We start from the raw sequence: 21,854 nt of genomic DNA, 5'->3' as shown, positions 1-21,854 counted from the left end.
CTCAATCGTTGGCGGCCGAGCTTTGTGCCGCCAATTCCTTCGCACGAAAGCCCGCGCCGAAAGCGACGCCTTGTGCCCATGCCTCGACTTTCTCGCGCAAGATCCCAGATCGCAGGAGATCCTGACCGCAGGCATCGACGCGCCGCGGGATCTCCTTCTCGACCGCGGCCTCCATTTCGGCAAAGACAGCCTGATCCTCGCTGGCGGAGAGTCGGAGCAGGTGCGGCTTTACGATGGCGTCGAACCATTCGCGTCCGGCGGTAATGCCCTCCTGGCGGGCTTCATCAAGCGGGCTTGCCATCAGCCAGCCATCCGTCGGAATGCCTCGGACCGCTCGAATTGGGTCCGGTCACGCTCCTGGTTATTGGCAGCGATGGCGCGGGTCAACGCGACCTGAACCTGCGCCTCGGTGAGGGTCGAGCCACGAAGATCGAAGCTGTAGGACCGAGCGTCTGTCATCGAGGCCAGGGCATTTTGGTTTGCCGCGGTGCCCTTCATGCTGACCGGGATGCTGCGGCCATCCGGCAACGGAACGTAAGCTTCCGGGCCGCGCCCCTCGCCGAAGATCGCAACCTGGGGCGAGTTCGCGACGCCACCCATGGCGTACCGATTGAGCGGCAGGGCGCCCTTGTTGGTCATGACGCCGCCGTTGGCGAACCAATCGGCGGCGTCGCCGGTCACGAGGCCATTGGAGGCATCGCCGCCCAACCCGAGGAAGCCCAGGAAGCCGCTGCCACCGTTCTTGCCGCCAGCCCCGATCGGCCCGAGCGCCATGCCTAGGAGGCCGCCAGGACCGGCGCCAGCGCCTTGCGTTCCTGCCAGGGCAGCGAAGGGGCCTTGGCCGAACAGCGCCGCCTGTAGGGCCGCCCTGCCGAAGTTTCGGGCGAGATCCGCAACGGCGCTGCTCCACGACCGTGTGCTGTCTAGCAGCGGGTCAATCAGGCCGCTTCCCATCTGCGCCAGGGACGACCACGCCGCTTGCGTGTCGCGGATGGACGAGTTGAGCCGGATCTGCTCCGCCAGTGCCCGCGCGCCGGGGCTATCGGCGTTGTCGCCGTAGACCTGCCGGACCTGAGCGCTGACGATCTGCTCTTGCGGCGTCCGGCTGAGTTGCAACCGCTGGAACAGCACCTCCCGGGAGGCCGCAGCCTCGACGTAGGCTTGCTGCTGCCGGCCGATCGCCGCCGACACTTCGTCAATCCTGCGCCGGTTCGCATCGTTCAACGGGATGCCGTCAGCCGTGGCGCGGTTCAGAAGGTTGGCGCGGGTCGTCAGCCGCTCCGCCTCGCCGGCACTCTTGCCGAGGGCCTGCGCCTGCGCCTGCTGTGTGCGGGTAGACTGCTCCGACACATCGTTGAGGGCGCGGGCCTGCGTGATGTCGTTTGACTGCGTGACGCCGCGCCGAACCTGCGCCCTAAGCTCGTCAGGGGTGGCGATCATCGTGCGCTCGGCGCGCTCGGCCACATCCTTGAGGGTCTGGTTGTTGAAATACGGCGTGTTCGGCCGCTGATCCAATTCTTTCCTGTAAGAACCTAGATCGGGGCGGCTGGCCGTGCCGAACACGCCCGCGAACCGCTCGTCAATGCTCTGGTACTTGTCGCCCTGGCCGAGACCGGCTTCGGTCTGACTTTGCCTTACCTGCCGCTCAACCGGGTTCACTTCTAAGAGGCGGTTCGCACGGCTCTGCGCAACAACGACCGTCGCAGCCCGCTCTTGATCGTTCCGCAGGCGCGCAAGCTCGCCCTCAAGGGCCGCGGTAGCACTCTGCTGCGGCGTAACGTTGAGTCGCGGGTCGCCCATTGCGACACCGGCGCCCCGATTGACGTTGGACCAGAAATTAGACCACTGATCGCTTAAGAAGTTTGTCGCCTTGCTGCCATAGCTTGCAAGATCGTTGTACTTCGCAAGGCGCGGGTTGATCTCGTCCAAAGCCATCCGAACGACATCGCCGCCGCGCCCCTGCTTCTGCATATCCTGCAAGAGGCGGCTGGTGGTAGCGCTGTAGGTGCCGAGGCGGGCGGCATACTTGTCATAGGCCGCCGATCCGTCCGTGAAGAACTCCTGCTGGATCTTCGCGGCCTCGTCGAAGTTCGTGCCGAAGGTGGTCGCGAAGTCCCGGGTGCTGCTGAGGGCGGTCGCCAGGGTCTCGCGGGTCGCGTTGCCGGTGCTGGCGAATGCGGTCGCGTACCGCGTGGCGCTGTCGGTCGCCAGGGTGCTCGCTCGGCCGATCTTCTCGAATTCCTCTGCCGCGATACCGCTCTGCCGACCCAGGCCGGTGAGCCCGACAGCGACGGCTTTCTGGCTCGCGTCAAATTCGAGGTACGCCTTACCGATCGCCCCGATACCGCCGACCACCCCTGCGGCGATGCCGAGAGACAATGGCACAAGCCGTTGAACCTCTGTCACTACCCCGCCGAGTATGCCGCGAACGCCGACGCCAGGGCCGAAGACCTGCGCGATCTGCGGGCCCTGTTGCATGAGCACGGTCAACGGGTTCATGCCACCTTGTAGCGACACGCCAACGTCAATGAACTGCGCCCGTAAATTCTGGACCTGATGTGCCGCAAGCTGAGATGCGGCTGCGGCCTCTACGGCGGTCTTATTCCACCGTCCCAGGGCAGCTTCGGACTGCACGTGCGCCCGAATAATCTGCTCGATCGCCGCACCGGCCGCACCGTAGGCTTGCTGAGCCTTGGCCGCCGCCGCCGCATTCTCGTTCAGTCCCTTAGTAGCCTCGCCCCCCTTGGCGATGAACCGTCCCAACGCATCACGCGCTCTGTCGGCACCAGCCGCGGCTTTGTCGAAACCGCTTCCAACGCCTGCGGCTGCCTGTTCGGCCCGTATGGCCGATGGAGTAAGCGTATCTAGCGCGGTCTTGGCTTGGTTGATCGGGCTGCTATCGATCGAAAACCCGAGCGCTGCGAGGTCTGCGGCCATGCGTTTATTCGCTCACATCACGGCTTCGGCCAGAAGACACGTCCGGTAGCCGTGAGGTCCGGCAGGCGAAGCATGGATGCCAACATGGACTGGTCATAGTTGTGCGACAGACCGAAGGCGAGAAACTCCGGCCGGTGAAGGTCGTAAATCTTCCGATTGCGGCGTTCGGCGTCGGCGCGCTCGCACCGCTCCACGATCTCGACCAACTCGGTGCAGAGGGCGACGTACCGGCTGCGGAGTAGGTCGGCGCAGGCGTCTAGCTCGGCCTTCACGGCATCGTGGACCCGGCGGGCTTCCGCCTCGTCCTCCGACCGCTTCACCGCCTTGAACCGGGCGTCGAGACGTTCCCGGGCCGCCTTGAGTCGCTTCTGCGCGAAGGTGGTGCTGATGAGGTCGGCTTGCGCCTGCTCCACCTCATCGGCCGGGGTCAGCGGGTCCAGGGCGCGCACCTCGACCCGGGACATGCGGGCGGCGGTGGCGCTCAACTCGGCGTCCACATCCCGCATCAGGTTCGAGACGGCGCCGGAAGTCGTGGCCTCAGTCAGCGCCGCTGCGATGCGATCGGAGAGGGAGGGCTGCGCCTCCACGAGGGAGAGGTTCGCGGCCATCAGCGAATACCCCCGCCCATCAGCGCCCGCTCACCGTCCATGATGAGACCGTCGATGAACTCGGCCGCCTGATTGGAGCCAGTGCGAGCGCTGTCGGTGATGATCCCGCCGCCATAGGCGCCATCTGCGTACATGCGGAGATTTCCGGCGATGCCGCGCAAGTTGCGAATGCCCTGCTCGACGCTGGATCGGTTGCCTGACTTAATGTCGCCGATGGCATACATCGCCTTGATCCTGAATTCAGCGGCGCGCGGGTGACTTGAGCCGGCCAAGGCGTCGTTGATGTCCATTTTCTTCACTCCTGTAAGTGGAAGGCCAAAGATAGGAGAGAGGCTATCGCCAATCCTGCACTCAGAGCCGGCACGCCCTTTGGTGACAATCGCCGCGTGGTTGATGCGGATGTTTCGTTGAACCGCGTGGTATTGCTTGCCGTTCGGCGCTATACCGTCACGGAATTCTAAATCCGAGCTATACCCCATGCTGATTTCACGGGTGCCGCTGCGGATGGCCTGTATGGCGGCGCCGTCCATCACGATCATCGGGACGCGGATGAAGTCGCCGTCCCTGGTCACATCGTCGCCGATCTGTCCCACCGCGTACTGTTTCCAGTTGGGGGCGCCTACTGCGACCGGCGGGTGCCCGACCGTGACGGGCCGGTGCGCAAAGCTAGCCATGCTGTCGCGCCGGAAGACTTCCTCCGCCGGCCGGTAGAGGGTGATAGCGCTCCGATCCGGGCGACCTACTTCGGCGCCTGCATAGTCCTGCGTCCCGATCCGGGCGACCCGCGCCTCAGCGATTAAGTAGCCCTCCCGCGTCATGCGGGTGCCGGTGATTTCGGCGGCATCGGTGAGAAGCATTTGCAGCCCGCAGATTGTGCCGGGCGGATTGTCCGGCTCACTGCGTAGACTAAAGGCGCCAGACGCGCCGTGACCATGCCAGGATCTTCGATATTTTCGCTTCCGTCTATTCCGGCGATTATGTCAGCAGCCCACAACGGACGAAATAGGGCCGAACAGCCGGGCCGTACCGATCGCCGCCGAGGTAGGACGCAAGCGCGGCGTCGTCACCGTCGAGAAGCATCAGCAAGGCGGGTTGCGAAATCATCCACGAACCGCCGCCAACGCGCCGGCCGATGTGATGCTTGGCCGCCCAATCGCGCATGGTCACGGTCGTCTTCTTGGCGATGTAGGCGGCTTGGGTGACCGTGATTGCCTCGTCGCGGTCCCACGGGATGAGCACGAGAGGCCTGCTCACGTCATCATCTCGTTGCGAGCCACAACGTCGAGCATCCCGTACCGGAAACCGCGGGGCGGCTGCGCGATCACCCCGCACACGGCGTTGGCAACGTCGTCGTGCTCGCCCGGCGGATGATCGATGCTGTCCCGGCTGCCGCGCGAGGTGCGGCGCTCAAGATTGCATAGTTGCGACTTGAGCCTTGCGATGTCGAGAAGTCGGACGGTCTTACTGTTTAGACGGGGAAGTGCAGCCTGATATATCTCTGACTTGGACATTTCGGCCAAGTCATAGCGAATATTGTTCTTGCGGAATGCCTCGCGGGGCCACTCGCCGCCCCATCGGTCGCCCACGACCACGCCGACCCGGTAGGACTTGAGCACCAGGGCGAATTCCTCGACCGTGGCCTCTGGCGAGAACGGCGGCGCCTTCTCTAGCACCCGGTCGACCACGATAGTGCCCTTCTCGTCGTGTGCTATGGCAAGCGTCATGCTGTCCTGGCCGGAGCCGCCAGCCGGATCGACAAAGGCGAAGTATTTGACCCGCTCGCCGGCCGGAAGCTCGCTCACACCGGAGGCGGTGCAGGCGTCTACAACCTCGCTCGATACGAAGTCTTCCAGATCCTCCCTGAACTCGGCGCCGTACTCTGCCTTGGCGGACGCCGAGTCGCGCTCATAGGCGCGGGCGACGACCTTCTCTGATAGCTTCGGGTTGAGGGTGCGGCTCGGCGCCTTTGCGATCAGCACCGCCGGGTCGCCCTTCTGGCCGAAGTCCTTGCGATAGGCCCCGTACAGTTCGCCTCGCTTGGCGTAGGGGCTGCTGATGATGATGAGCGGGCCGCCGGTCGTGCCGAGACCGGGCCGGAGCGCGTCCAGGATCTCCTTGTCCGGGTTCTTGCTGTTCTCGTTGCGCCAGAAGGCAAGCTCATCGCAGAGCGCGGCCACTAGGGTGCCGCCGCGGGCCGTGCGGAAGTTGGCCGGGCGGACTTCGATGTCCACGCCCGTGTTCGTGCTCAGCATCTCGGACGTGCGGTTGATCTCGTGATCCCGGAAGGCCGGAACGTGCTCGAAGATTCCGCCGATGTAGCTGAACGCCTTGGTGGCCTGGTAGGTGGACGCGGCCATGAGGGGGAGCGATCCGCGCTCACCGGGCGCCAGCACCTCGGACCAGTCAACCAGCACCGCGAAATAGGCCGCCAGGACGCTCATAGCGCGGGTTTTGCCGCCGCGCCGGCCCACGATGGCCCAAAGCTCCTCGACGGGCTCCACGGGCTCCCTGTCGCGTCCGGTGAGGGTGGTGAAGATGGCGCGTTCGTCGTTGGTCAGCGGCTCGCCCTGCGACGCGATGAGAAGCGCTCGCCATGCGTCCCAACTCTCCCCCGACAGGATGGTGCCAAACACGTCCGGGTCTTCGATGGCGTCGCGCATCGTCAGCAGGCGCTTCATCAGGGCTTCCTCCTGGCGGCGGCAATCTCGCGGGCGCTCAGCGCTCGGCTCGACTTGACCGGCCCCATGCGGCGGGACTGCCTGTCCATCCGGTCAGCGAGTTGGCCGTAGCCTTCGGCATCGATCGGCTTGCCGGCGGCACGGTCCGCCTCCAGGCTCTCGCACTCGACTGCGAGCTGAGCGTAGCGGCGGATAGCCTGCTGCTGCACGATGGTGACGGCCTTCGGGCCGCCACGCTCCTCGGTCAGGTCGTGGATGAGGTCGGCAAGCCGCCTCCCCTCCTCCGTGCGAGCATCGACGTGACGCACGTGAAGCCGCGAGCCGTTGGAGAGTGCGTTCCGGTGATGAACCGAGGTGGGCAACGTCGTAGCTCCAGAAGATCGGTGCGCCCTTCCTCGGCTTGACCGCCCTCGATGCAAGTGCAGGCCGCGGAGCCGAAGTTACCGTTGTCGGATGGGGCGCGGCACCCTCAAGGAAACGGCCCGCGGATGTAGTGACCGCATGAGCGGCCTGAACAGCATGCCGGATTATATCGCCAATCTCAATCCAGCTTGCAAGCGGTTAGTAGGGCAATAGCCCTAATAAACGATGCAATATCAATAGACATCACAGAGTATTATTGTATAACTCTGGATAACAGTCAGAGCTGCTTCAGGACCCGCTGCACCTGCACGGCCTGCCAAGTGCTACCCCGCGGGGTAGGGATGCCCCGCTCGTTCAGCGCCTTGGCGAGCCCGTATGCCGACGTGATGCCCGCAATCTGCAATTCAGCGATCACAGGGCCGAGCCGGACGGCCTGTGCTTCGCTCTTGGCACGGCGGGCACGCGCTGCGGCCTCGTGTTCTGCGTCGGTGAAGCTGTGCCCCTGGTAACCGCCGAGCACCTTCCCGCGGGCCTTAGCGGCCTGCAGAGCGGCCTTCGTGCGGGCGGAGATGGCCTCCCGCTCCTGCTCCGCCACAAGCGCCATGATGCCCACCGTGAGGCGGTTGGCGTCCGGCATGTCGGCGGCCACGAAGTCGATGCCTGAGCGCTCCAGATCGCGAAGGAACCCCGGGTCGCGGGACAGGCGGTCCAGCTTCGCGACGATGAGCCGGGCGCCGTAGAGCCGGCAGACGGCGACGGCCTTGGCAAGCTCAGGCCGGTCCGAGCGCCGTCCGGACTCCACCTCGACGAACTCGCCCACGAGCTTCCACCGGCCGCCGTTGAGGTAGCGCGCCACTGCCTCGCGCTGGGCCTCCAGGCCGAGCCCGCTGCGGCCCTGCTTCGCAGTGCTCACTCTGCTGTAGCTGACGAAATTGCCGGTCGCCATGGCGGGCCTTACGGATTGCTCGACGTTCGTTGAGCATTATGTAATGCGTGCGCCTCGTGTCAAGTATGAAGCGGCGCTGCCCATTGGTCGCGCTGCCCGATATGAGATTAAACCCGTGCCGCCCTCGAACTCAGCGGCCTTGATTTCAGACCTATCGCCGAAACTCAGCTACTTGGACGGCGCTCCATTTTGCCACTGTGGGCGTATCGCGCCAAAACCAAGCTGTCGATATTCATCCGCACTGCCAAGCGGCGCCGAAGACCGCGCCAATTACCTCTCAGGGCGCCCTCGACGTGCCGGACAAACCGGACAAAGCGGACAAACGTCCCGGATGTCCGAGATGTCCAGAAACCGGACAAACCGGACGGACAGGACACGATCTCTAAGAGAGTGTCCTGTTTGTCCGGTGTCCGTGGGGGCGGTCATTCCTGTCCGTCCGGGACCTGCCAGACGTGGTCCACGCCCCCGATTTCACGGGTAGCGATCAGGCCCCGGTCCATCGCGGCCTTGAGCGCACGAGCGAACCCCTTGCGCTTGGCATCAGCCTGCTTCTCGGCGGTCTCGCCCGACACCGGGTAGGCGCGGCAGAACTCATCCCTCAGGGCGCTGACGCGAGCGGCGAGCACCTTCGGCCCCTCGCTGCCGAACGGCCAAGCATCCTTACCGTCATCGATCAGCACCGTGCTCAAGGCTGTCCGGAACACGCGCAAGGACTGCGGCCATCGTTCCTTCGCCTTCGTCGGCTGCGGGGCCTGCTCCGCCTGCGTCTGCCACGTGACGATGCACGTCGTTACCGGCTCGTCGTCCTGGTCGACGCCGAGGGTGACGACTTCCAGGTTGTACGGGATCTCATACCCGCTCCGGGCGCCGCGGACTTTGCGCACCGCCATACGGGTATTGCTGATCTCCCCAGCCTCGCTGCGGGTCGCCAGCATCGCGAGCACCACATCGGCTGCTGCCTCCTTTGCCGACGATCCGCGGGTACCCGTCTCTGACACCTTGCCGAAGTGATCGACACCGAGGACGAACGCGCCGGTTTCCCGGCTTAGCGCCCCCATGGCGTCCATCACCTTCTGCGTCTCGGATGCGCTGTTCTCGTCCTCGAACCCGGCACCGGCAGCCACGGTGTCGATCACCACCAGAACGATGGGCACACCGAACCGGCGGTCCATCTCAGCCGCGGCGGTCTTTGCGGTTGCAATCAGCCGGTCGAGGCTGCCGGCCTTGGTAAGCGGCGGGCATTCCTCGATCCACACGAACGGCAGGTTGTCCGGATCGATCGGGGAACCGCCCGCGGCAGCCCGAGCCATCGAAGCGCCCCGCAGCTTGCCCTCAACGACGCCCCGGAGTCGAACCGGGATCTCGAAGGCACCCTCCGGCGCAATGAACAGCACGCCGCCGGTGCGCATCACCTTACGGCCGGCGAACGGCTCGCCGGTCATCACGGACCCGCTCATATCGAGCACGCCGAAGGTCTTCCCGGCACCCCACTGTCCCGCCACCAGCCCCTTGCCGGTCTCGAATACGAGGTGACGTATCAGCCACGCCCGATCGGCGTTCGGGTCGGCCTCACCGTGCCAATGGAGTTCGATTGGCTGTGGCGGCTCAGCCTGACGTGCGCCGCCGTGGCGCGCCTCTCGGCGCTCGCCGAACTGGGCGCGCTCGCGCGGTCCATCGGTCTTGCCGAACGATCGCTCCACCTCGCGCCAAAGCCGCCCCTGGTACTTCTCGGCGATGCCGTCCGGGTGAGCTGCAAGTTTGACCTCGATTTCGCCGGCTGACCAACCGCGGTCTTTCAGCCATCCGACGACATGGTGGAACTGGTCGCTGCGCTCGGTTTCGGGGGCGCCATACCGGATCAGCTTCTCCAGCTCGCGCGGCAGCCCCTCAGATCGCTCGAACCAGTGATCGTAACCGGCGCTGTTCTGCGTCCTTTGTTGGCGCTGCTCACGGTCACGCTCCGCCCGCTGCCGCTCCTTCTCGGCCTTCGCCGAGGCGTCGAGGCTCGACACCATCTCGTCAATCAGAGTGTCGATATCTGCCAGCTCGCCGGATGCTTCCTCAAGCACGTTGCCGGTGACGACTATGAACCGCTTAGCCCGGCGGTACGTCTCAAGCCTTGCGCCGTCCGAATTCGGCACCGCCTGGTTACGGTGGATGTGATCACCACCGGCGCGGCCGAGAATGCGCAGTCCGCTGCCGCTGACGGTCACCTCGACGTAGCTGCCGGCTCGCTCGATAAGGTCGAGGGCCCACCGGTCGATGCGGCCGGTCGCGGGATCGCGGCAGTCGTCCAGATCGAAGGCCGCGATCTCGCTTCCCATCAGGGCGTAGCCAATGCCGTCCGCGTTGCCCTCGGCTACGGCCCGCGCTGCACCAGCGAAGTCTCCCCATGTAGCAGGGCTATCACTGGCAGCGCGGCGGTCCGGCGCACCGGCACGGTAGGGCACCTTCGTCGGCTTGCCCGACTTCGGATCGGGCTCCCACTTCCACACCAGCCACCGGCGCTCAGCCATCATGGGCGCGAGCGCCGCCGGCAGGGAAGGAGCCTCTACTTGGAAAGCCGCAGTCATCGCCGGGCCTCCTGCGTGGCACGAAGCACCCCTAGGATGCCGATGGCTTGGCGCATAGCGGCGACGGCTTGGCGGGTCGCATAGTTGAGCCCAACATCATCGGTGGCAGCCGCGTAGTCGACGGCCATGCCGGTGTAGAAGTTGACCATACTCAAGCACTCTGCCGCGCTCTCGCGCAGCATCTCGGGGCTGCCGTGGGCGATGTGATCGGTGTTCCGGAGGGGCGCGTTCATGGCTCGCTCCCACGGTTCTGCGCGGACCGGCGGTGCAGCATCGCGAATGTCATCAGCACCTTCCGGCGATCCAGAGAGGCGAGCCGCCCCAATTCATCGACAGAGCGCCGGAGAGCTTCCGCATCGTATTCCGCCTGCTCAAGCGTCGCGGCCAGATCGGCGCCGTGAGTGCCGCAGACGAGGTGCACGATGGCTCGCAAGCACCTGAGCCGTGCGCGCCGCTCGGCCGTGCTCAGCCCGTCGGCCCAGGGCCCGAACTTATCGCCCGGTTGGAGCGTGGGGGTGGGGGCGCTCATGCACGCCTCCCGATTGTGGCGAACGCCAGCTCCGCAGCGACGCGAGCCAGTTCGGGGCTGAAATCGACCCGGCTAAGGATACGCCGGATCTGGATTTGCGAGGCAATTTGCGCTACTTCGGAGAGGTCAGCCGCTACGCAGACACTTTCCGAGGCCCGCCGGCGTGCCACCGCCGCGCGGGCTTCGACGTTCATAGCCATAAGCGTTACGCGGCCTCCCGCTGCGAGGACTGACGAAGTTCAAAGCTCTGAAGCTCAGTCAGACGCCAGTAACGGCGACCGTTGATGCGGATGGGCGCAGGGAAACTCAGCTTGGGATCTTTCTCCCAGCGCCAGAGTGTCATGTCGCTGATATTGTACCGCTGGCGCACGTGGAGCGCCGGCAGCAGCTCGCCTGCTTGGCTAGTCTTATCAAGTGGCATCGCGTCGCTCCTCGTTAGGGGACGCTCGCCATCATGATCAGATGTTTGGCTAAGTCATTGCTTTTAAACGCGGAATAACTGACGCCGCGTTTTTCCGCATTTCACCGCAGGGCCTTACCACGCCCTCTGTGTTCTTTGTTGTACCGATCGGCCAAGCGTCGCCTACGGTACGTTTCGGCGCCTCGGATCTTGCCATCCCTATCGAGGGCAATGATAGCGTCTCCAACATTTCCAGCTTTACCACTCTCTAGAAGGGCATCTATTTCCAGGCACAATCGAAGATCATGATCGGCGAGACCCGATCCTGGCGGACGACCCACGCCATTTTTACCAATATTCTCTTGAGCCATAACCCTGTATTTATGTGTTAGTGATATTTGTTTTCTTGGCTCAAGATCTGAATGAAAAAGAATGCACTGCATAGCATTAGGCACGCAGGATGCGTACCATGGCTGTGCGCATATCCACTTGATGGCCGATAGGCGTTTAGCTTGGATTTCGAATGGTTTAACTTCTGGTCCGAAGCTAATAAAATCATTGATCCAGCGATTGTGAAATTCTGGCCTGGTGTCGCTGCAAGATATCCAATCGCACTTTGATTTGGCGGCCGATATGAAAGCACTACGCAGCTGATTGGCGAGTCTTCCACTCTGAAATGCATCGTGAGCGGCCCGCCAATCCGCCCCCGCCTCCGCCTGCTTGGCAAGATGCAGCGCTAGAAGATCGATTGTACGATTGATATCTTCGCATTCGTCCTGAAGCCACCCTTGAAAGTATTCAACACCGCTCGCATCCGAATAAGCAGCCTCGAATATCTCTGACTCAGAAACCAACTCAAATGGAATATCAGGCCGAAGAGCCGAGAATTCATTGAAGATGCTATGCTTCAGGATCGCCCTCACCATCCCTGCTCGGCTACTTGGCGCCTCACCCAATGTCGATTTCGCGATCAGGAGCAGCTGTTCTTTGAATGGTCCGAAGCTGCTTTCTGGCAAACGGCTCATTCTGCAAGCCTCGCGATATGCTGCGCCCACACCTCTAGCGCCGCCCGCTTCTCGTCGAGGTAAGCGTAGCGGTTATAGACAGCGGCGACGCCGCTGATTGTCCCAGAGCGGTGGTTCAGCACCGCTTCGATAACGTGCGGGGTGACCTTGAGCCGTGCCATGCCCGAGCTGCAGGTGCGGCGCAGATCGTGGAGGCGCCAGGGCGGCACGCTGACGGTCTTAGGGTCCCTCCCCTGCTGGACCGCCTCCGTCGTGGCGATCTCCACCATGACGGCGTCCAGGCGCTTCTTTCCGGCGGAGTAGTCCGCTGCTGGCGTGGTGCCGCTCCGCGTTAAGACGAAGCCAGAGCCTGCGATGCGGGGGGCTGCGTCGAGGATCGCGCGAGCCTGCGGCGACAGCGGCACGACATGCTCCAGCGAGTTCTTCGTGCGCACGGCCGGGATGGTCCAGACCGAGCCCTCCAGCTCCGGCCAGACCATCTTGCCGACCTCATCGCGCCGCTGGCCGGTGAGGAGGAGCAGTTGGACCATTGGGCCGAACGGGTAGCCGACCGCCTCCGCCGCCTTCCACACAAGCCTGACCTCGGCGTCGGTCAGCACGCGATCCCGGCTCGTCTCCGCCAGCGGCGGCTTGAGGCCGAGAAACGGCGTGGTCGGGATCATCCCACGTGCGAGCGCGAAGTTGAACATCGCCCTTGTGGTAGCAAAGACGCGGTTGGCGCCGGTAGTCATACCCTTGTCGGTGAGGCCATCGATCAACGCGACGACATCCGCGCGACCAATATCGCCGATCCGGCGCTCGCCCCAGCGTGGCAGCACGTGGTTGGTGATCAGCGCTGCAGCAGTCTCAGCGTAGCCCGGCTTCGCATTCGGCTTAAGATGCCGGTCCACATAGATCGTCGCGACGTGCGCGACGCGATCTTTCTCGGCGACGCGAGCCGCAGCGGAGGCTGCCTTCTTCTCCACGTAGGGATCACGCCCGACGGCGACCATCTGCAAGGCTTCGCGGGCGCGGGCTCGCGCTGCTCCCAGGTCGAACAGCGGATATGCGCCGATGGTGTACTTCCGGGGCTGCCCGTTGATGCGGTAGCGCACCGCCCACGACTTCGCCCCGCTCGGCTGCACGACCAAGTAGAAACCTGGCAGCGTCGCGTCCGGGATCTCAAGCCGCCGCTCAGGGTTCGGCTTGTGGCGTTCTACGCTCTGCACGGTGAGCACCTTCGCTGTCACGAGATGCGCTCCAGGGGTAACACGGGGGTATGCCAAAATGCCCGTTAAGGCGTGCTTGACAGTGTTACCCTGAGTGGCGCTATCCGACAAGAAAGCTAAGTGCTGCAAGGGGTTTGAGGCCGGGTGATGGGATCCACTGTGAGGCTGTGTTAGCCCCCATCACAGTTCTTAAAATCTTGCGACCTCTGGTCGTGCGGGTTCGAGTCCCGCCGTCCGCACCAAGCAATGAATATTCTCACTGAGATACATTGAGTCGTTCTACCCTCAAGAAATAGAGCATATTCAAGTTCTTTGTTTTATAATGTTGATCTAGAAACATAAGCATTCGAGGCTTTCATGCTCTCCATCGAGATGGAGTCGCTCGGCTTTCGTCTCGCGCATCCGGGACATCGGCAGGCTGGAACTCCCGCGGCCCGCGGCACAGTCCAGCTTCCTTCACGCCGCCTCCGCCTCGAGAAGCGGCGGCAGGGCCTTGAGGTCGAGGGGCTTCGACAGGAAGCTGTCGAACCCGGCCGCGAGGGCGGCGGCTTGGTCCTCCGCCTGGACGTTGGCGGTCAGCGCCACGAGGCGCAGGCGCGGCAGCCCGTGGGCCGCCTCATGGGCGCGCATCTGCCGCGCCGCTTCGAGGCCGTCGAGGATCGGCATCCGGATATCGACGAGGGCAAGGTCGAACCGCGTCGCGGAGCCCGCCGCCTCCTGCAACCGTGCCACGGCTTCTGCGCCGTCACGGGCCCACAGCACGGTGGCGCCGAGACGTTCGAGGGCCTTGGTGGCCAACAGCGCGTTGATCGGGTTGTCCTCGGCCAGCAGCACCCGCGGTCGCCGCGCGGAGGGCCGCAGGGCGTCCTCCTGGACGCTCGGCGCGCGGGTGGGCGGCGGCGTCGGCTCCGCCAGACGGGCGAGGAGGGAGCTCAGGCGCACCGGCTTGATCAGGTAGCGGTCGAAGCCAGCCGCCGCCGGCGAACCGAAATCGCGCCGGTCGAAGGGCGACAGCAGCACGATGCTGCGACTCACCCCCGCCTGCCGGGCCGCGGCGGCAATCCCGCGCACCGCAGCGTCTCCCAACGCCCGGTCGGCGATGACCGCATCGAACGTGTCGGTGGAGAGGATTGCCGCCGCCTCGTCGGCGGTCTCGACCACCACGGCCTCGGCGCCGGCCCGGCCGAGGCGGCGGGCAATGTAGGGCGCCTCGAAAGCTGCGGCCGCCACCACCAGGACGCGCTGCCCGGCGAGGCTCGGCGCCTGGGGCCGATCCCGATCGGGAACCGGGCTCAAAGGCAGATGGACCCGGAAGCAGCTCCCCTCCCCGGGCCGCGACGTGACGTCGAGCCGGCCGCCCATGCGGTCGACGAGGCGCCGGGTGATGGCGAGGCCGAGGCCGGTGCCCTCGTGCCGGCGGCTGGCGCTGCCGTCGCCCTGCTCGAATTCCTGGAACAGGATCGGCAGGCGCTCCTCCGGGATGCCCGGCCCGGTATCGTGCACAGCGACCGTCAGCCCCTCCGCCCCCCAGGACGCCGTCACGCCGACGCCGCCGGCCTCCGTGAACTTCACCGCGTTGCCGGCGAGGTTGATCAGGATCTGGCGAACCCGATCGGCATCGCCGATCAACTGGGCCGGCAGCGCCTCGATGTCGGCGGCGATCTCCAGGCCCTTGTCCTGGGCGCGGGGCGCCAGCAGCTCGACGACGCTTTCGACCAGGGCCGCCGGGTCGAACGGCTCCGCCGCGAGGTCGAGGCGGCCTGCCTCGATCTTCGAGAAGTCGAGGATGCCGTCGATGAGCGACAGCAGCGCCTCGCCGGAGGTCTTCACCGCCTCGGCATAGGTGCGCTGCTCGGGGCTCAGGGGCGTGTCGAGCATCAGGTCGGCCATCCCCATGATGCCGTTGAGCGGCGTGCGGAACTCGTGGCTGACGCTGGCGATGAACCGTGACTTCGCCACGCTCGCGGCCTCGGCCCGGCTGCGGGCTTCCTCAAGGGAGCGGGCGGATTCGACCCGCTCGGTGACGTCGCGGCCGGCCCGCAGCACCTCGGCCCGACCGTTGCGCCCGACGGTCACGGTCTCCACGAAGGCGAACCAGCGCAGGGGACCGCCCCCGGCGGGCAGGATCGCGAGATCGACCAGACGGGCCCCATCGGGGCGCTGGCGCATCTCGCCCCGCTCGACCACCTCGGCCTCCCGGGTGGTGCCCAGGAGCGCGTCGGGGGTGGTGCCGAGGAGGGCGGCGAAACCCTGGTTGGCGAAGGTGATGCGCCCCTTGGTATCCCGCTGGACGACGAGTTCGATCTGCGCCTCGACCAGGCTGCGGTAGCGCTCCTCGCTCTCGGAGGTGCGCCAGACGAGATCGTGCAGGCGCTCGACCTCGCCCTCGCGCCGGCTCTCGCTCCGACGATGGCCGGACCAGCGCGCCGCGAGCCAGGCAAGCGCGGCGGCGAGACCGATCACTGCGCAGAGCCACACCATTCCGCATCCTCCAGCATCCGTCCCATGGTGTGGCGGAGGGAGCTGAAAGATGAGTTGGGAAAGTCACTTAGCTGGAGGTTCGGCCGACCCGGGCGATTCGATCGGTGGCCGTAACGGTTCGGCAACCACCCGTGTCGTCCGCCATCCGATCGATGGCTTCGCAATGCGGATTTCGGCTTCGCTCAAGCGCCGCGCTGGCTGACGATGCGGCGTCCGGACGTGATCGTCCGGCCATCCATCAGGGACAGGAGATCGTATCACGCCGCGGCCGAGCGCCGGTCCGCGCGGCTGCGGTAGGACAGGGCCTCGGCGAGATGAAGCCGCCGCACCCGGGCTTCGCCGTCGAGATCGGCGAGGGTCCGGGCGACGCGCAAGACCCGGTGGAAGCCGCGGGCGGAGAGCCGCATCGCGTCGGCGGCGTCGCGGATCAGCGCCATGCCTTCCGCGTCGGGCCGGGCCGCCTCCTCGATCAGCGTCGCCGGGCACGAGGCATTGGTGGTGCCGGCGGGCTGGCCGGCCTCGGCATAACGCCGCTCCTGCACGATCCGGGCCGCCGCAACTCGGGCCGCGGCCTCCGCCGAGCCCTCGTCCGGCGGCGGCAGGATCAGGTCGGCGGCGGTGACCGCGGGCACCTCGATCTGGAGATCGATCCGGTCGATGAGCGGGCCGGAGAGCCGGGCCTGGTATTGCGCGACGCAGCGCTCGTTGGGCCCGCGCCGACAGGCGAAGCCCGGCTCCGTCGCCTGGCCGCAGCGGCACGGATTCATCGCCGCAACGAGCTGAAACCGGGCCGGGTAGGTCACCCGGTGGTTGGCCCGGGCGATCATGACGGTTCCGGTCTCCAGCGGCTGGCGCAGGGAATCGAGCACCTGGCCGTTGAACTCGGGCAGCTCGTCGAGGAAGAGCACGCCGCCATGGGCCAGCGATACCTCGCCGGGGCGGGCGCCGACGCCGCCACCGACCAAAGCGGCCATCGAAGCTGAGTGGTGCGGTGCCCGGAACGGCCGGCGGTTCGACAGCGCGCCGTCCTTCAGCGTGCCCGCCACCGACTGGATCATCGAGACTTCGAGCAATTCACGGGGCCCGAGCGGCGGCAGGATCGAGGGCAGCCGGGCGGCGAGCATCGACTTGCCGGCCCCGGGCGGGCCGTTCATCAGAAGATTGTGGGCGCCCGCCGCCGCGATCTCCAGCGCCCGCTTGGCGCCCTCCTGGCCCTTGATCTCGCGCAGGTCCGGCAGCGCGCCGGCGGGGGCGGCCACGGCCGGCACCGGGCGGGCCATCACCTGGGTACCCTTGAAGTGGTTGGCGAGTTGGATCAGCGAGCGCGGTGCCAGCACGTCCATGTCGCCGGCGGCCCAGGCGGCCTCGGGGCCGCTCGCCGCCGGGCAGATCAGGCCCAAGCCCCGGGCATTGGCCGCCATCGCCGCCGGCAGCACGCCGGCCACTGCCGTGAGGCTGCCGTCGAGCGCCAGTTCGCCGAGCACGCAATAGCCCGAGAGCGCATCCGCCGGCAGGGCACCGATGGCGCACATCATCCCGAGCGCGATCGGCAGATCGTAATGGGAGCCTTCCTTCGGCAGGTCGGCGGGGGCGAGGTTGACGGTGATGCGCTTGGCCGGCAGCGCCAGGCCCGAGGCGATCAGCGCCGAGCGCACCCGCTCGCGGGATTCCGCCACCGCCTTGTCGGGCAGCCCGACCACCGTGAACGCCACGGCGCCGGGGGTGATCTGCACCTGCACGTCGACGGCGCGCGCCTCGATCCCCTCGAAGGCGACGGTGGCGACGCGGGTGACCATGGGGACGGCCTTCGGGCTGGCGATCTACCGCAACGTTAGTTCGCGGATCGCCGCGGCACAACCCAGAACCGCAATTGCGCGTTCCAGACACGAAAAAGCCCGGCTGGAGCCGGGCCATTTCCTCTCAACCTTCGGAGCGCAGGACCTCGGCCGGCGCGACCCCTCGGGGACGGCGCGTTACGCCTGGGCGGCCTGGAGGCCCTTCACGCGGGCGGCGAGGCGCGAGACCTTCCGCGAGGCGGTGTTCTTGTGCACGATCCCCTTCTGGGAGGCGCGCATGATCTCCGGCTCGGCGCTGCGCAGAGCGGTCAGGGCGCTACCGTGATCGCCCGAGGCGATCGCCTCCTCGACCTTGCGGATGTAGGTCCGCATGCGGCTGCGGCGCGAGCGGTTGATTGCCGTGCGCTTGGCAATCTTGCGGGTCATCTTCTTGGCCGACACGGTGTTGGCCATCGGCGTTCCTCATTCAAAAAAGCGAGGCCCGAGCGATCCCGGCGGGATCGTGGCGTCGCGTGTCAGGGCATGGAAGCACGGGCAACCCGCCGGGCGAAAGCCCGCAGGTCCGCGAGCCGCGGTCTATAGACGCGACCGGGCGGATCGTCAACGGCAGACCACGAGCCGGCTTCGGAACGGTCTGCCCCGCCACTGGTTGAGGATCTGACAAAGCCACGGGAGAGTCCCATGATCCGTTCCGCGTCCCTCCTCGCCGCCGGCCTCCTTGCGGTCTCGGCCGTCGCGATCCCGCATCAGGCCGAAGCCAAGGGCTGCATCAAGGGCGCCATCGTCGGCGGGCTCGCCGGCAAGGCGGTCGGCCACGGCAAGGCCGGCGCCGCGGCCGGATGCGCGGTCGGGCACCACAACGCCAACAAGAAGGCGAGCCAGGCGCAGGGCCAGTAGGCGCGAGGGCCGGGGGCAGCGCCCGATAGGCCGCGCCGGCACCTCGGGCCTATAAGGGGGCGGCTCCGCGGCAGCGGGGCCGCCCTTCTCGCGTGGAGCCCGCATGACGTCCCCCGACGGCGCCCTGGTCCTGTTCTCCGGTGGACAGGATTCCGCTACCTGCCTCGCCTGGGCTCTCGACCGGTTCGCCCATGTCGAGACCCTCGGCTTCGATTACGGCCAGCGTCACCGGATCGAGCTGGAATGCCGGGCGAGCCTGCGCACCGCGATGACCCGGATCGTGCCGGCTTTCGCCGCGCGCCTCGGCCAGGACCATACCCTGTCCTTGAGCGCCCTCGGCGAGGTCTCGGAGACCGCACTGACCCGCGAGACCGCCATCGCCATGGAGGCGGGGGGCCTGCCCAACACCTTCGTGCCGGGCCGCAACCTCGTCTTCCTGACCTTCGCGGCCGCCCTCGCCTACCGGCGCGGCCTGCGCCACATCGTCGGCGGCATGTGCGAGACGGATTTTTCGGGCTATCCCGATTGCCGCGACGACACGATCAAGGCGCTCCAGGTGGCGCTGAACCTCGGCATGGAGCGCCGCTTCGTGCTGCACACGCCGCTGATGTGGATCGACAAGGCCGAGACCTGGCGGCTCGCCCGCGACCTCGGCGGCGAGGCCCTGGTCGATCTGATCGTGCGCGAGAGCCATACCTGCTATCTCGGCGAGCGCGGCGCCCTGCATGCCTGGGGCCATGGCTGCGGCACCTGCCCCGCCTGCGCGCTCCGTGCCTCCGGCTATGCGCGGTTCCGCGCCGAGGATGCGTGAGCGGCGCTTGCCGGCCGCGTTTCCGTTGCGCAGAGTGCGCCGCAAACACGCCAAGGCAGAACACGGGAGGAGACACGCATGACCGCCTGCATCGTCGGCTGGAGCCACACGCCCTTCGGCAAGCACGATACCGAGACCGTCGAGAGCCTGATCGTCCGCGTGACGAACGAGGCGCTGGCCCATGCGGGGATCGGCCCGCAGGACGTCGACGAGATCGTGCTCGGCCATTACAATGCGGGCTTCACCCCGCAGGATTTCACCGCCGCCCTGGTGCTCCAGGCCGATGACGGGTTCCGCTTCAAGCCGGCGACCCGGGTCGAGAATGCCTGCGCCACCGGTTCGGCGGCGGTGCACCAAGGCATCAAGACCATCGAGGCCAAGCGTGCCCGGGTGGTGCTGGTGGTCGGCGTCGAGCAGATGACCCGCACCCCCGGCCCGGAGATCGGCCGCACCCTGCTCAAAGCCTCCTATCTGCCCGAGGACGGCGATAACCCGGCGGGCTTCGCCGGCGTGTTCGGCACCATCGCGGGCGCCTATTTCCAGCGCCACGGCGACCAGTCCGACGCGCTGGCGATGATCGCCGCCAAGAACCACCAGAACGGCGTCCAGAACCCCTATGCGCAGATGCGCAAGGACTTAGGCTTCGACTTCTGCCGCACCGAGTCGGACAAGAACCCGTTTGTCGCCGGCCCGCTCAAGCGCACCGATTGCTCGCTGGTCTCGGATGGCGCCGCGGCTTTGGTGCTGGCCGATACCGAGACCGCGCTGCGGATGCGCCGGGCCGTCGCCTTCCGGGCCACGGCCCATGCGCAGGACTTCCTGCCGATGTCGAAGCGCGACGTGCTGAAGTTCGAAGGCGCCGCCACCGCCTGGGCGCGGGCGCTGGCCCAGGCCGGCATCACCCTCGACGACCTGTCGCTGGTCGAGACCCACGATTGCTTCACGGTCGCGGAACTCATCGAATACGAGGCGATGGGCCTGACCCGGGAGGGCCGCGGCGCCGACGCGATCCGCGAGGGCTGGACCACCAAGGAGGGCAAGCTGCCGGTCAACGCCTCCGGCGGGCTGAAGGCCAAGGGCCACCCGATCGGCGCCACCGGCGTGTCGATGCACGCCCTCTCGGCCATGCAGCTCTGCGGCGAGGCCGGCGGCATGCAGATCCCGGACGCGACGCTCGCCGGCGTGTTCAACATGGGCGGCGTCGCGGTGGCGAACTACGTCAGCGTGCTCGAGCGCATCAAGTAAGCCATCCATGAGGATCGCAGGGCCATGACGGCGTTACTACGATGACGGCGTTCCTGGTCCTGCTGCTCGCCTACACGATCAGCCAGTTCGACCGCGGCTTCCTGGCGATGGTCGGGCCCGATCTCGGGCCCGACCTCTGCCTCGTGCCGTCCGACCTGGCGCTGCTCTCGTCGGGCTGGTTCCTGGCCTTCGCGGCCGGCCAGGTACCGACCGGGCTCCTGCTCGACCGGGTCGGGCCGCGGCGCACCGTGGCGGGGTTCCTGGTGCTGGCGGCTTTCGGGGCCGGGCTCCTGGGCCTGGCGCACGGCTTTGCCGGAGCCGCCGCCGCGATGGCGCTGATCGGGCTGGGCTGCGCGCCGGCCCTGATGGGCGGGCTCTACCTGTTCGGGCGGTCCTATCCGCCTGAGCGCTTCGCCATGCTGTCCTCGCTGATGATCGGGCTCGGCACCTCGGGCGACCTTCTGGGCTCCACGCCGCTGGCGCTCGCGAGCCACGCCTTCGGCTGGCGGACGATCCTGTTCGGGCTATCGGCCGTCACCCTGGCGGCGGCCGGGCTGATCCTGTGGCTGATCGAGGATCCGCCGCGTCTGGCCGATCCGCCAAAGACCTCGGTCTGGCGGGGCTTCGCCGAAATTGCCCGGATACGGGCGCTCTGGCCGATCTTCCCGGTCGTGTTCGTGAGCTACGCCGTCGTGATCGCGACGCGGTCGCTCTGGGTCGGGTCCTATCTCGGCAGCGTCCACGGCCTCGACGCGCTCCAGCGCGGCAACGGCACGCTGGCCATGAGCGCCGCCATGGCGGCCGGCGCCATCGGGTACGGGCCGCTGGAGCGGCTGGTGCGCGACCCAAAGCGCACGGCCTTTGCCGGCTGCCTCGTCACCGGCGTGGCGCTGTCGGTCCTCGGCTTGGTCGGCGGCGGCTCCACCGCGCTCGCCGTCGCGCTCCTGGCGCTGATCGGCGCGGCGGGCCTGAGCTACGGCATCCTGATGGCCCATGGCCGGCGGTTCTTCCCCGCCCACCTCCTCGGGCGCGGCGTCGCCGTCATGAACATCGTGTTCATGGGCGGGGCGGCGGCGATCCAGGGGCTGTCGGCCGTGTTCGTGCGGGACCCCGGCGGGCTCGGTCCCGATGCCCTCTACGGCCGGCTGTTCCTGGCCTATGGGCTGGCGCTGCTGGCCGCGACGGCGATCTATGCGTTCGCGCCGCGGGAGCCGGTGTTCGGGCCGACCGGCCCCGTCGATCCGGGTCGAGGGATTCCCGCACTTAAGCAGATTTCGCCGAAGTGGTCACCGGTTCGGCGGCAAAAATCTGCGATCGAATAAGAAACTAAGCGGACGAAGCGTTGGCCTGCCAACGC

21 protein-coding genes are annotated in these 21,854 nt (G+C 66.8%); 4 read left to right on the top strand and 17 right to left on the bottom strand.

What is annotated here, in order from left to right; all coding sequences use genetic code 11:
* Position 1: 1 nt before the first annotated feature.
* From VP06_RS15500 to rpsT, 17 genes are all read right to left on the bottom strand, one after another.
* Complete coding sequence (locus VP06_RS15500) at positions 2-301, bottom strand: hypothetical protein (RefSeq protein ID WP_048464682.1); 300 nt, start codon at positions 299-301, stop codon at positions 2-4.
* Positions 301-2,937, bottom strand: a complete 2,637-nt coding sequence (locus tag VP06_RS15495; RefSeq protein ID WP_082167416.1) for a phage tail length tape measure family protein — start codon at positions 2,935-2,937, stop codon at positions 301-303. The genes VP06_RS15500 and VP06_RS15495 overlap by 1 nt, the downstream gene beginning before the upstream one ends.
* 17 nt (positions 2,938-2,954) lie before the next feature.
* Positions 2,955-3,545, bottom strand: a complete 591-nt coding sequence (locus VP06_RS15490) for a hypothetical protein (protein ID WP_048464680.1) — start codon at positions 3,543-3,545, stop codon at positions 2,955-2,957.
* Positions 3,545-4,402, bottom strand: coding sequence for a DUF2213 domain-containing protein (locus VP06_RS15485; protein ID WP_053081825.1), 858 nt, complete (start codon positions 4,400-4,402; stop codon positions 3,545-3,547). Before VP06_RS15485 ends, VP06_RS15490 begins: the two co-directional genes overlap by 1 nt.
* Positions 4,403-4,520: 118 nt before the next feature.
* The gene (locus tag VP06_RS15480; RefSeq protein ID WP_048464679.1) at positions 4,521-4,799 is read right to left on the bottom strand and encodes a hypothetical protein; all 279 of its coding nucleotides are present in this window, start codon (positions 4,797-4,799) and stop codon (positions 4,521-4,523) included.
* Positions 4,796-6,223 (bottom strand): hypothetical protein, encoded by a 1,428-nt coding sequence (locus tag VP06_RS15475; protein ID WP_048464678.1) that lies wholly within the window; start codon positions 6,221-6,223, stop codon positions 4,796-4,798. Before VP06_RS15475 ends, VP06_RS15480 begins: the two co-directional genes overlap by 4 nt.
* Positions 6,223-6,585, bottom strand: coding sequence for a hypothetical protein (locus VP06_RS15470; RefSeq protein WP_156295625.1), 363 nt, complete (start codon positions 6,583-6,585; stop codon positions 6,223-6,225). The genes VP06_RS15475 and VP06_RS15470 overlap by 1 nt, the downstream gene beginning before the upstream one ends.
* A 278-nt stretch (positions 6,586-6,863) precedes the next feature.
* Entirely contained in the window at positions 6,864-7,532 is a 669-nt protein-coding gene (locus VP06_RS15465) for a recombinase family protein (RefSeq protein ID WP_048464676.1), read from the bottom strand.
* A gap of 422 nt (positions 7,533-7,954) precedes the next feature.
* Positions 7,955-10,105 carry an AAA family ATPase gene (locus VP06_RS15460; RefSeq protein WP_245291191.1) on the bottom strand — a complete coding sequence of 717 codons (2,151 nt, stop codon included), beginning with the start codon at positions 10,103-10,105 and terminating at the stop codon, positions 7,955-7,957.
* Positions 10,102-10,338, bottom strand: a complete 237-nt coding sequence (locus VP06_RS15455) for a hypothetical protein (protein ID WP_048464675.1) — start codon at positions 10,336-10,338, stop codon at positions 10,102-10,104. The genes VP06_RS15460 and VP06_RS15455 overlap by 4 nt, the downstream gene beginning before the upstream one ends.
* Positions 10,335-10,634, bottom strand: coding sequence for a hypothetical protein (locus VP06_RS15450; RefSeq protein ID WP_048464674.1), 300 nt, complete (start codon positions 10,632-10,634; stop codon positions 10,335-10,337). The genes VP06_RS15455 and VP06_RS15450 overlap by 4 nt, the downstream gene beginning before the upstream one ends.
* A gap of 205 nt (positions 10,635-10,839) precedes the next feature.
* Complete coding sequence (locus VP06_RS15445; RefSeq protein WP_048464673.1) at positions 10,840-11,055, bottom strand: helix-turn-helix transcriptional regulator; 216 nt, start codon at positions 11,053-11,055, stop codon at positions 10,840-10,842.
* A gap of 101 nt (positions 11,056-11,156) precedes the next feature.
* Positions 11,157-12,059, bottom strand: a complete 903-nt coding sequence (locus VP06_RS36385) for a hypothetical protein (RefSeq protein ID WP_156295624.1) — start codon at positions 12,057-12,059, stop codon at positions 11,157-11,159.
* The gene (locus VP06_RS15440) at positions 12,056-13,288 is read right to left on the bottom strand and encodes a tyrosine-type recombinase/integrase (RefSeq protein WP_048464672.1); all 1,233 of its coding nucleotides are present in this window, start codon (positions 13,286-13,288) and stop codon (positions 12,056-12,058) included. Before VP06_RS15440 ends, VP06_RS36385 begins: the two co-directional genes overlap by 4 nt.
* Before the next feature lie 435 nt (positions 13,289-13,723).
* Entirely contained in the window at positions 13,724-15,748 is a 2,025-nt protein-coding gene (locus VP06_RS15435; RefSeq protein WP_048464671.1) for an ATP-binding protein, read from the bottom strand.
* Between the two features lie 257 nt (positions 15,749-16,005).
* Positions 16,006-17,544: a YifB family Mg chelatase-like AAA ATPase gene (locus VP06_RS15430; protein ID WP_048464670.1), complete on the bottom strand. Its 1,539-nt coding sequence runs from the start codon at positions 17,542-17,544 to the stop codon at positions 16,006-16,008.
* Positions 17,545-17,721: 177 nt separating this feature from the next.
* Positions 17,722-17,997, bottom strand: a complete 276-nt coding sequence (rpsT, locus tag VP06_RS15425; RefSeq protein ID WP_048464669.1) for a 30S ribosomal protein S20 — start codon at positions 17,995-17,997, stop codon at positions 17,722-17,724.
* Positions 17,998-18,225: 228 nt separating this feature from the next.
* Between rpsT and VP06_RS15420 the strand changes: the two genes are divergently transcribed.
* The 4 genes from VP06_RS15420 to VP06_RS15405 all read left to right on the top strand — a co-directional run bounded on the left by VP06_RS15420 (position 18,226) and on the right by VP06_RS15405 (position 21,819).
* Positions 18,226-18,441, top strand: a complete 216-nt coding sequence (locus tag VP06_RS15420) for a glycine zipper 2TM domain containing protein (protein ID WP_048464668.1) — start codon at positions 18,226-18,228, stop codon at positions 18,439-18,441.
* 103 nt (positions 18,442-18,544) lie between these two features.
* Entirely contained in the window at positions 18,545-19,252 is a 708-nt protein-coding gene (gene queC, locus VP06_RS15415) for a 7-cyano-7-deazaguanine synthase QueC (protein ID WP_048464667.1), read from the top strand.
* 78 nt (positions 19,253-19,330) lie between these two features.
* The gene (locus tag VP06_RS15410; protein WP_048464666.1) at positions 19,331-20,497 is read left to right on the top strand and encodes an acetyl-CoA acetyltransferase; all 1,167 of its coding nucleotides are present in this window, start codon (positions 19,331-19,333) and stop codon (positions 20,495-20,497) included.
* Positions 20,498-20,538: 41 nt separating this feature from the next.
* Entirely contained in the window at positions 20,539-21,819 is a 1,281-nt protein-coding gene (locus VP06_RS15405; RefSeq protein WP_082167414.1) for an MFS transporter, read from the top strand.
* The last annotated feature ends 35 nt before the right edge of the window (positions 21,820-21,854 follow it).

It is taken from the genome of Methylobacterium aquaticum (genome assembly GCF_001043915.1).
GTDB lineage: Bacteria > Pseudomonadota > Alphaproteobacteria > Rhizobiales > Beijerinckiaceae > Methylobacterium > Methylobacterium aquaticum.
The sequence above is the reverse complement of the archived record's forward strand: the minus strand, read 5'-3'. Positions and strand labels throughout refer to the sequence as shown.

Excerpts from the sequence above, each read along its gene's own strand:
- VP06_RS15490 (WP_048464680.1), bottom strand. The coding sequence starts at position 3,545 with ATGGCCGCGAACCTCTCCCTCGTGGAGGCGCAGCCCTCCCTCTCCGAT.
- rpsT (WP_048464669.1), bottom strand. The coding sequence starts at position 17,997 with ATGGCCAACACCGTGTCGGCCAAGAAGATGACCCGCAAGATTGCCAAG.
- VP06_RS15450 (WP_048464674.1), bottom strand. The coding sequence starts at position 10,634 with ATGAGCGCCCCCACCCCCACGCTCCAACCGGGCGATAAGTTCGGGCCC.
- VP06_RS15465 (WP_048464676.1), bottom strand. The coding sequence starts at position 7,532 with ATGGCGACCGGCAATTTCGTCAGCTACAGCAGAGTGAGCACTGCGAAG.
- VP06_RS15460 (WP_245291191.1), bottom strand. The coding sequence starts at position 10,105 with ATGACTGCGGCTTTCCAAGTAGAGGCTCCTTCCCTGCCGGCGGCGCTC.
- VP06_RS15410 (WP_048464666.1), top strand. The coding sequence starts at position 19,331 with ATGACCGCCTGCATCGTCGGCTGGAGCCACACGCCCTTCGGCAAGCAC.
- VP06_RS15445 (WP_048464673.1), bottom strand. The coding sequence starts at position 11,055 with ATGCCACTTGATAAGACTAGCCAAGCAGGCGAGCTGCTGCCGGCGCTC.
- VP06_RS36385 (WP_156295624.1), bottom strand. The coding sequence starts at position 12,059 with ATGAGCCGTTTGCCAGAAAGCAGCTTCGGACCATTCAAAGAACAGCTG.
- VP06_RS15405 (WP_082167414.1), top strand. The coding sequence starts at position 20,539 with ATGACGGCGTTCCTGGTCCTGCTGCTCGCCTACACGATCAGCCAGTTC.
- VP06_RS15485 (WP_053081825.1), bottom strand. The coding sequence starts at position 4,402 with ATGCTTCTCACCGATGCCGCCGAAATCACCGGCACCCGCATGACGCGG.
- VP06_RS15435 (WP_048464671.1), bottom strand. The coding sequence starts at position 15,748 with ATGGTGTGGCTCTGCGCAGTGATCGGTCTCGCCGCCGCGCTTGCCTGG.
- queC (WP_048464667.1), top strand. The coding sequence starts at position 18,545 with ATGACGTCCCCCGACGGCGCCCTGGTCCTGTTCTCCGGTGGACAGGAT.
- VP06_RS15420 (WP_048464668.1), top strand. The coding sequence starts at position 18,226 with ATGATCCGTTCCGCGTCCCTCCTCGCCGCCGGCCTCCTTGCGGTCTCG.
- VP06_RS15500 (WP_048464682.1), bottom strand. The coding sequence starts at position 301 with ATGGCAAGCCCGCTTGATGAAGCCCGCCAGGAGGGCATTACCGCCGGA.
- VP06_RS15455 (WP_048464675.1), bottom strand. The coding sequence starts at position 10,338 with ATGAACGCGCCCCTCCGGAACACCGATCACATCGCCCACGGCAGCCCC.
- VP06_RS15430 (WP_048464670.1), bottom strand. The coding sequence starts at position 17,544 with ATGGTCACCCGCGTCGCCACCGTCGCCTTCGAGGGGATCGAGGCGCGC.
- VP06_RS15475 (WP_048464678.1), bottom strand. The coding sequence starts at position 6,223 with ATGAAGCGCCTGCTGACGATGCGCGACGCCATCGAAGACCCGGACGTG.
- VP06_RS15495 (WP_082167416.1), bottom strand. The coding sequence starts at position 2,937 with ATGGCCGCAGACCTCGCAGCGCTCGGGTTTTCGATCGATAGCAGCCCG.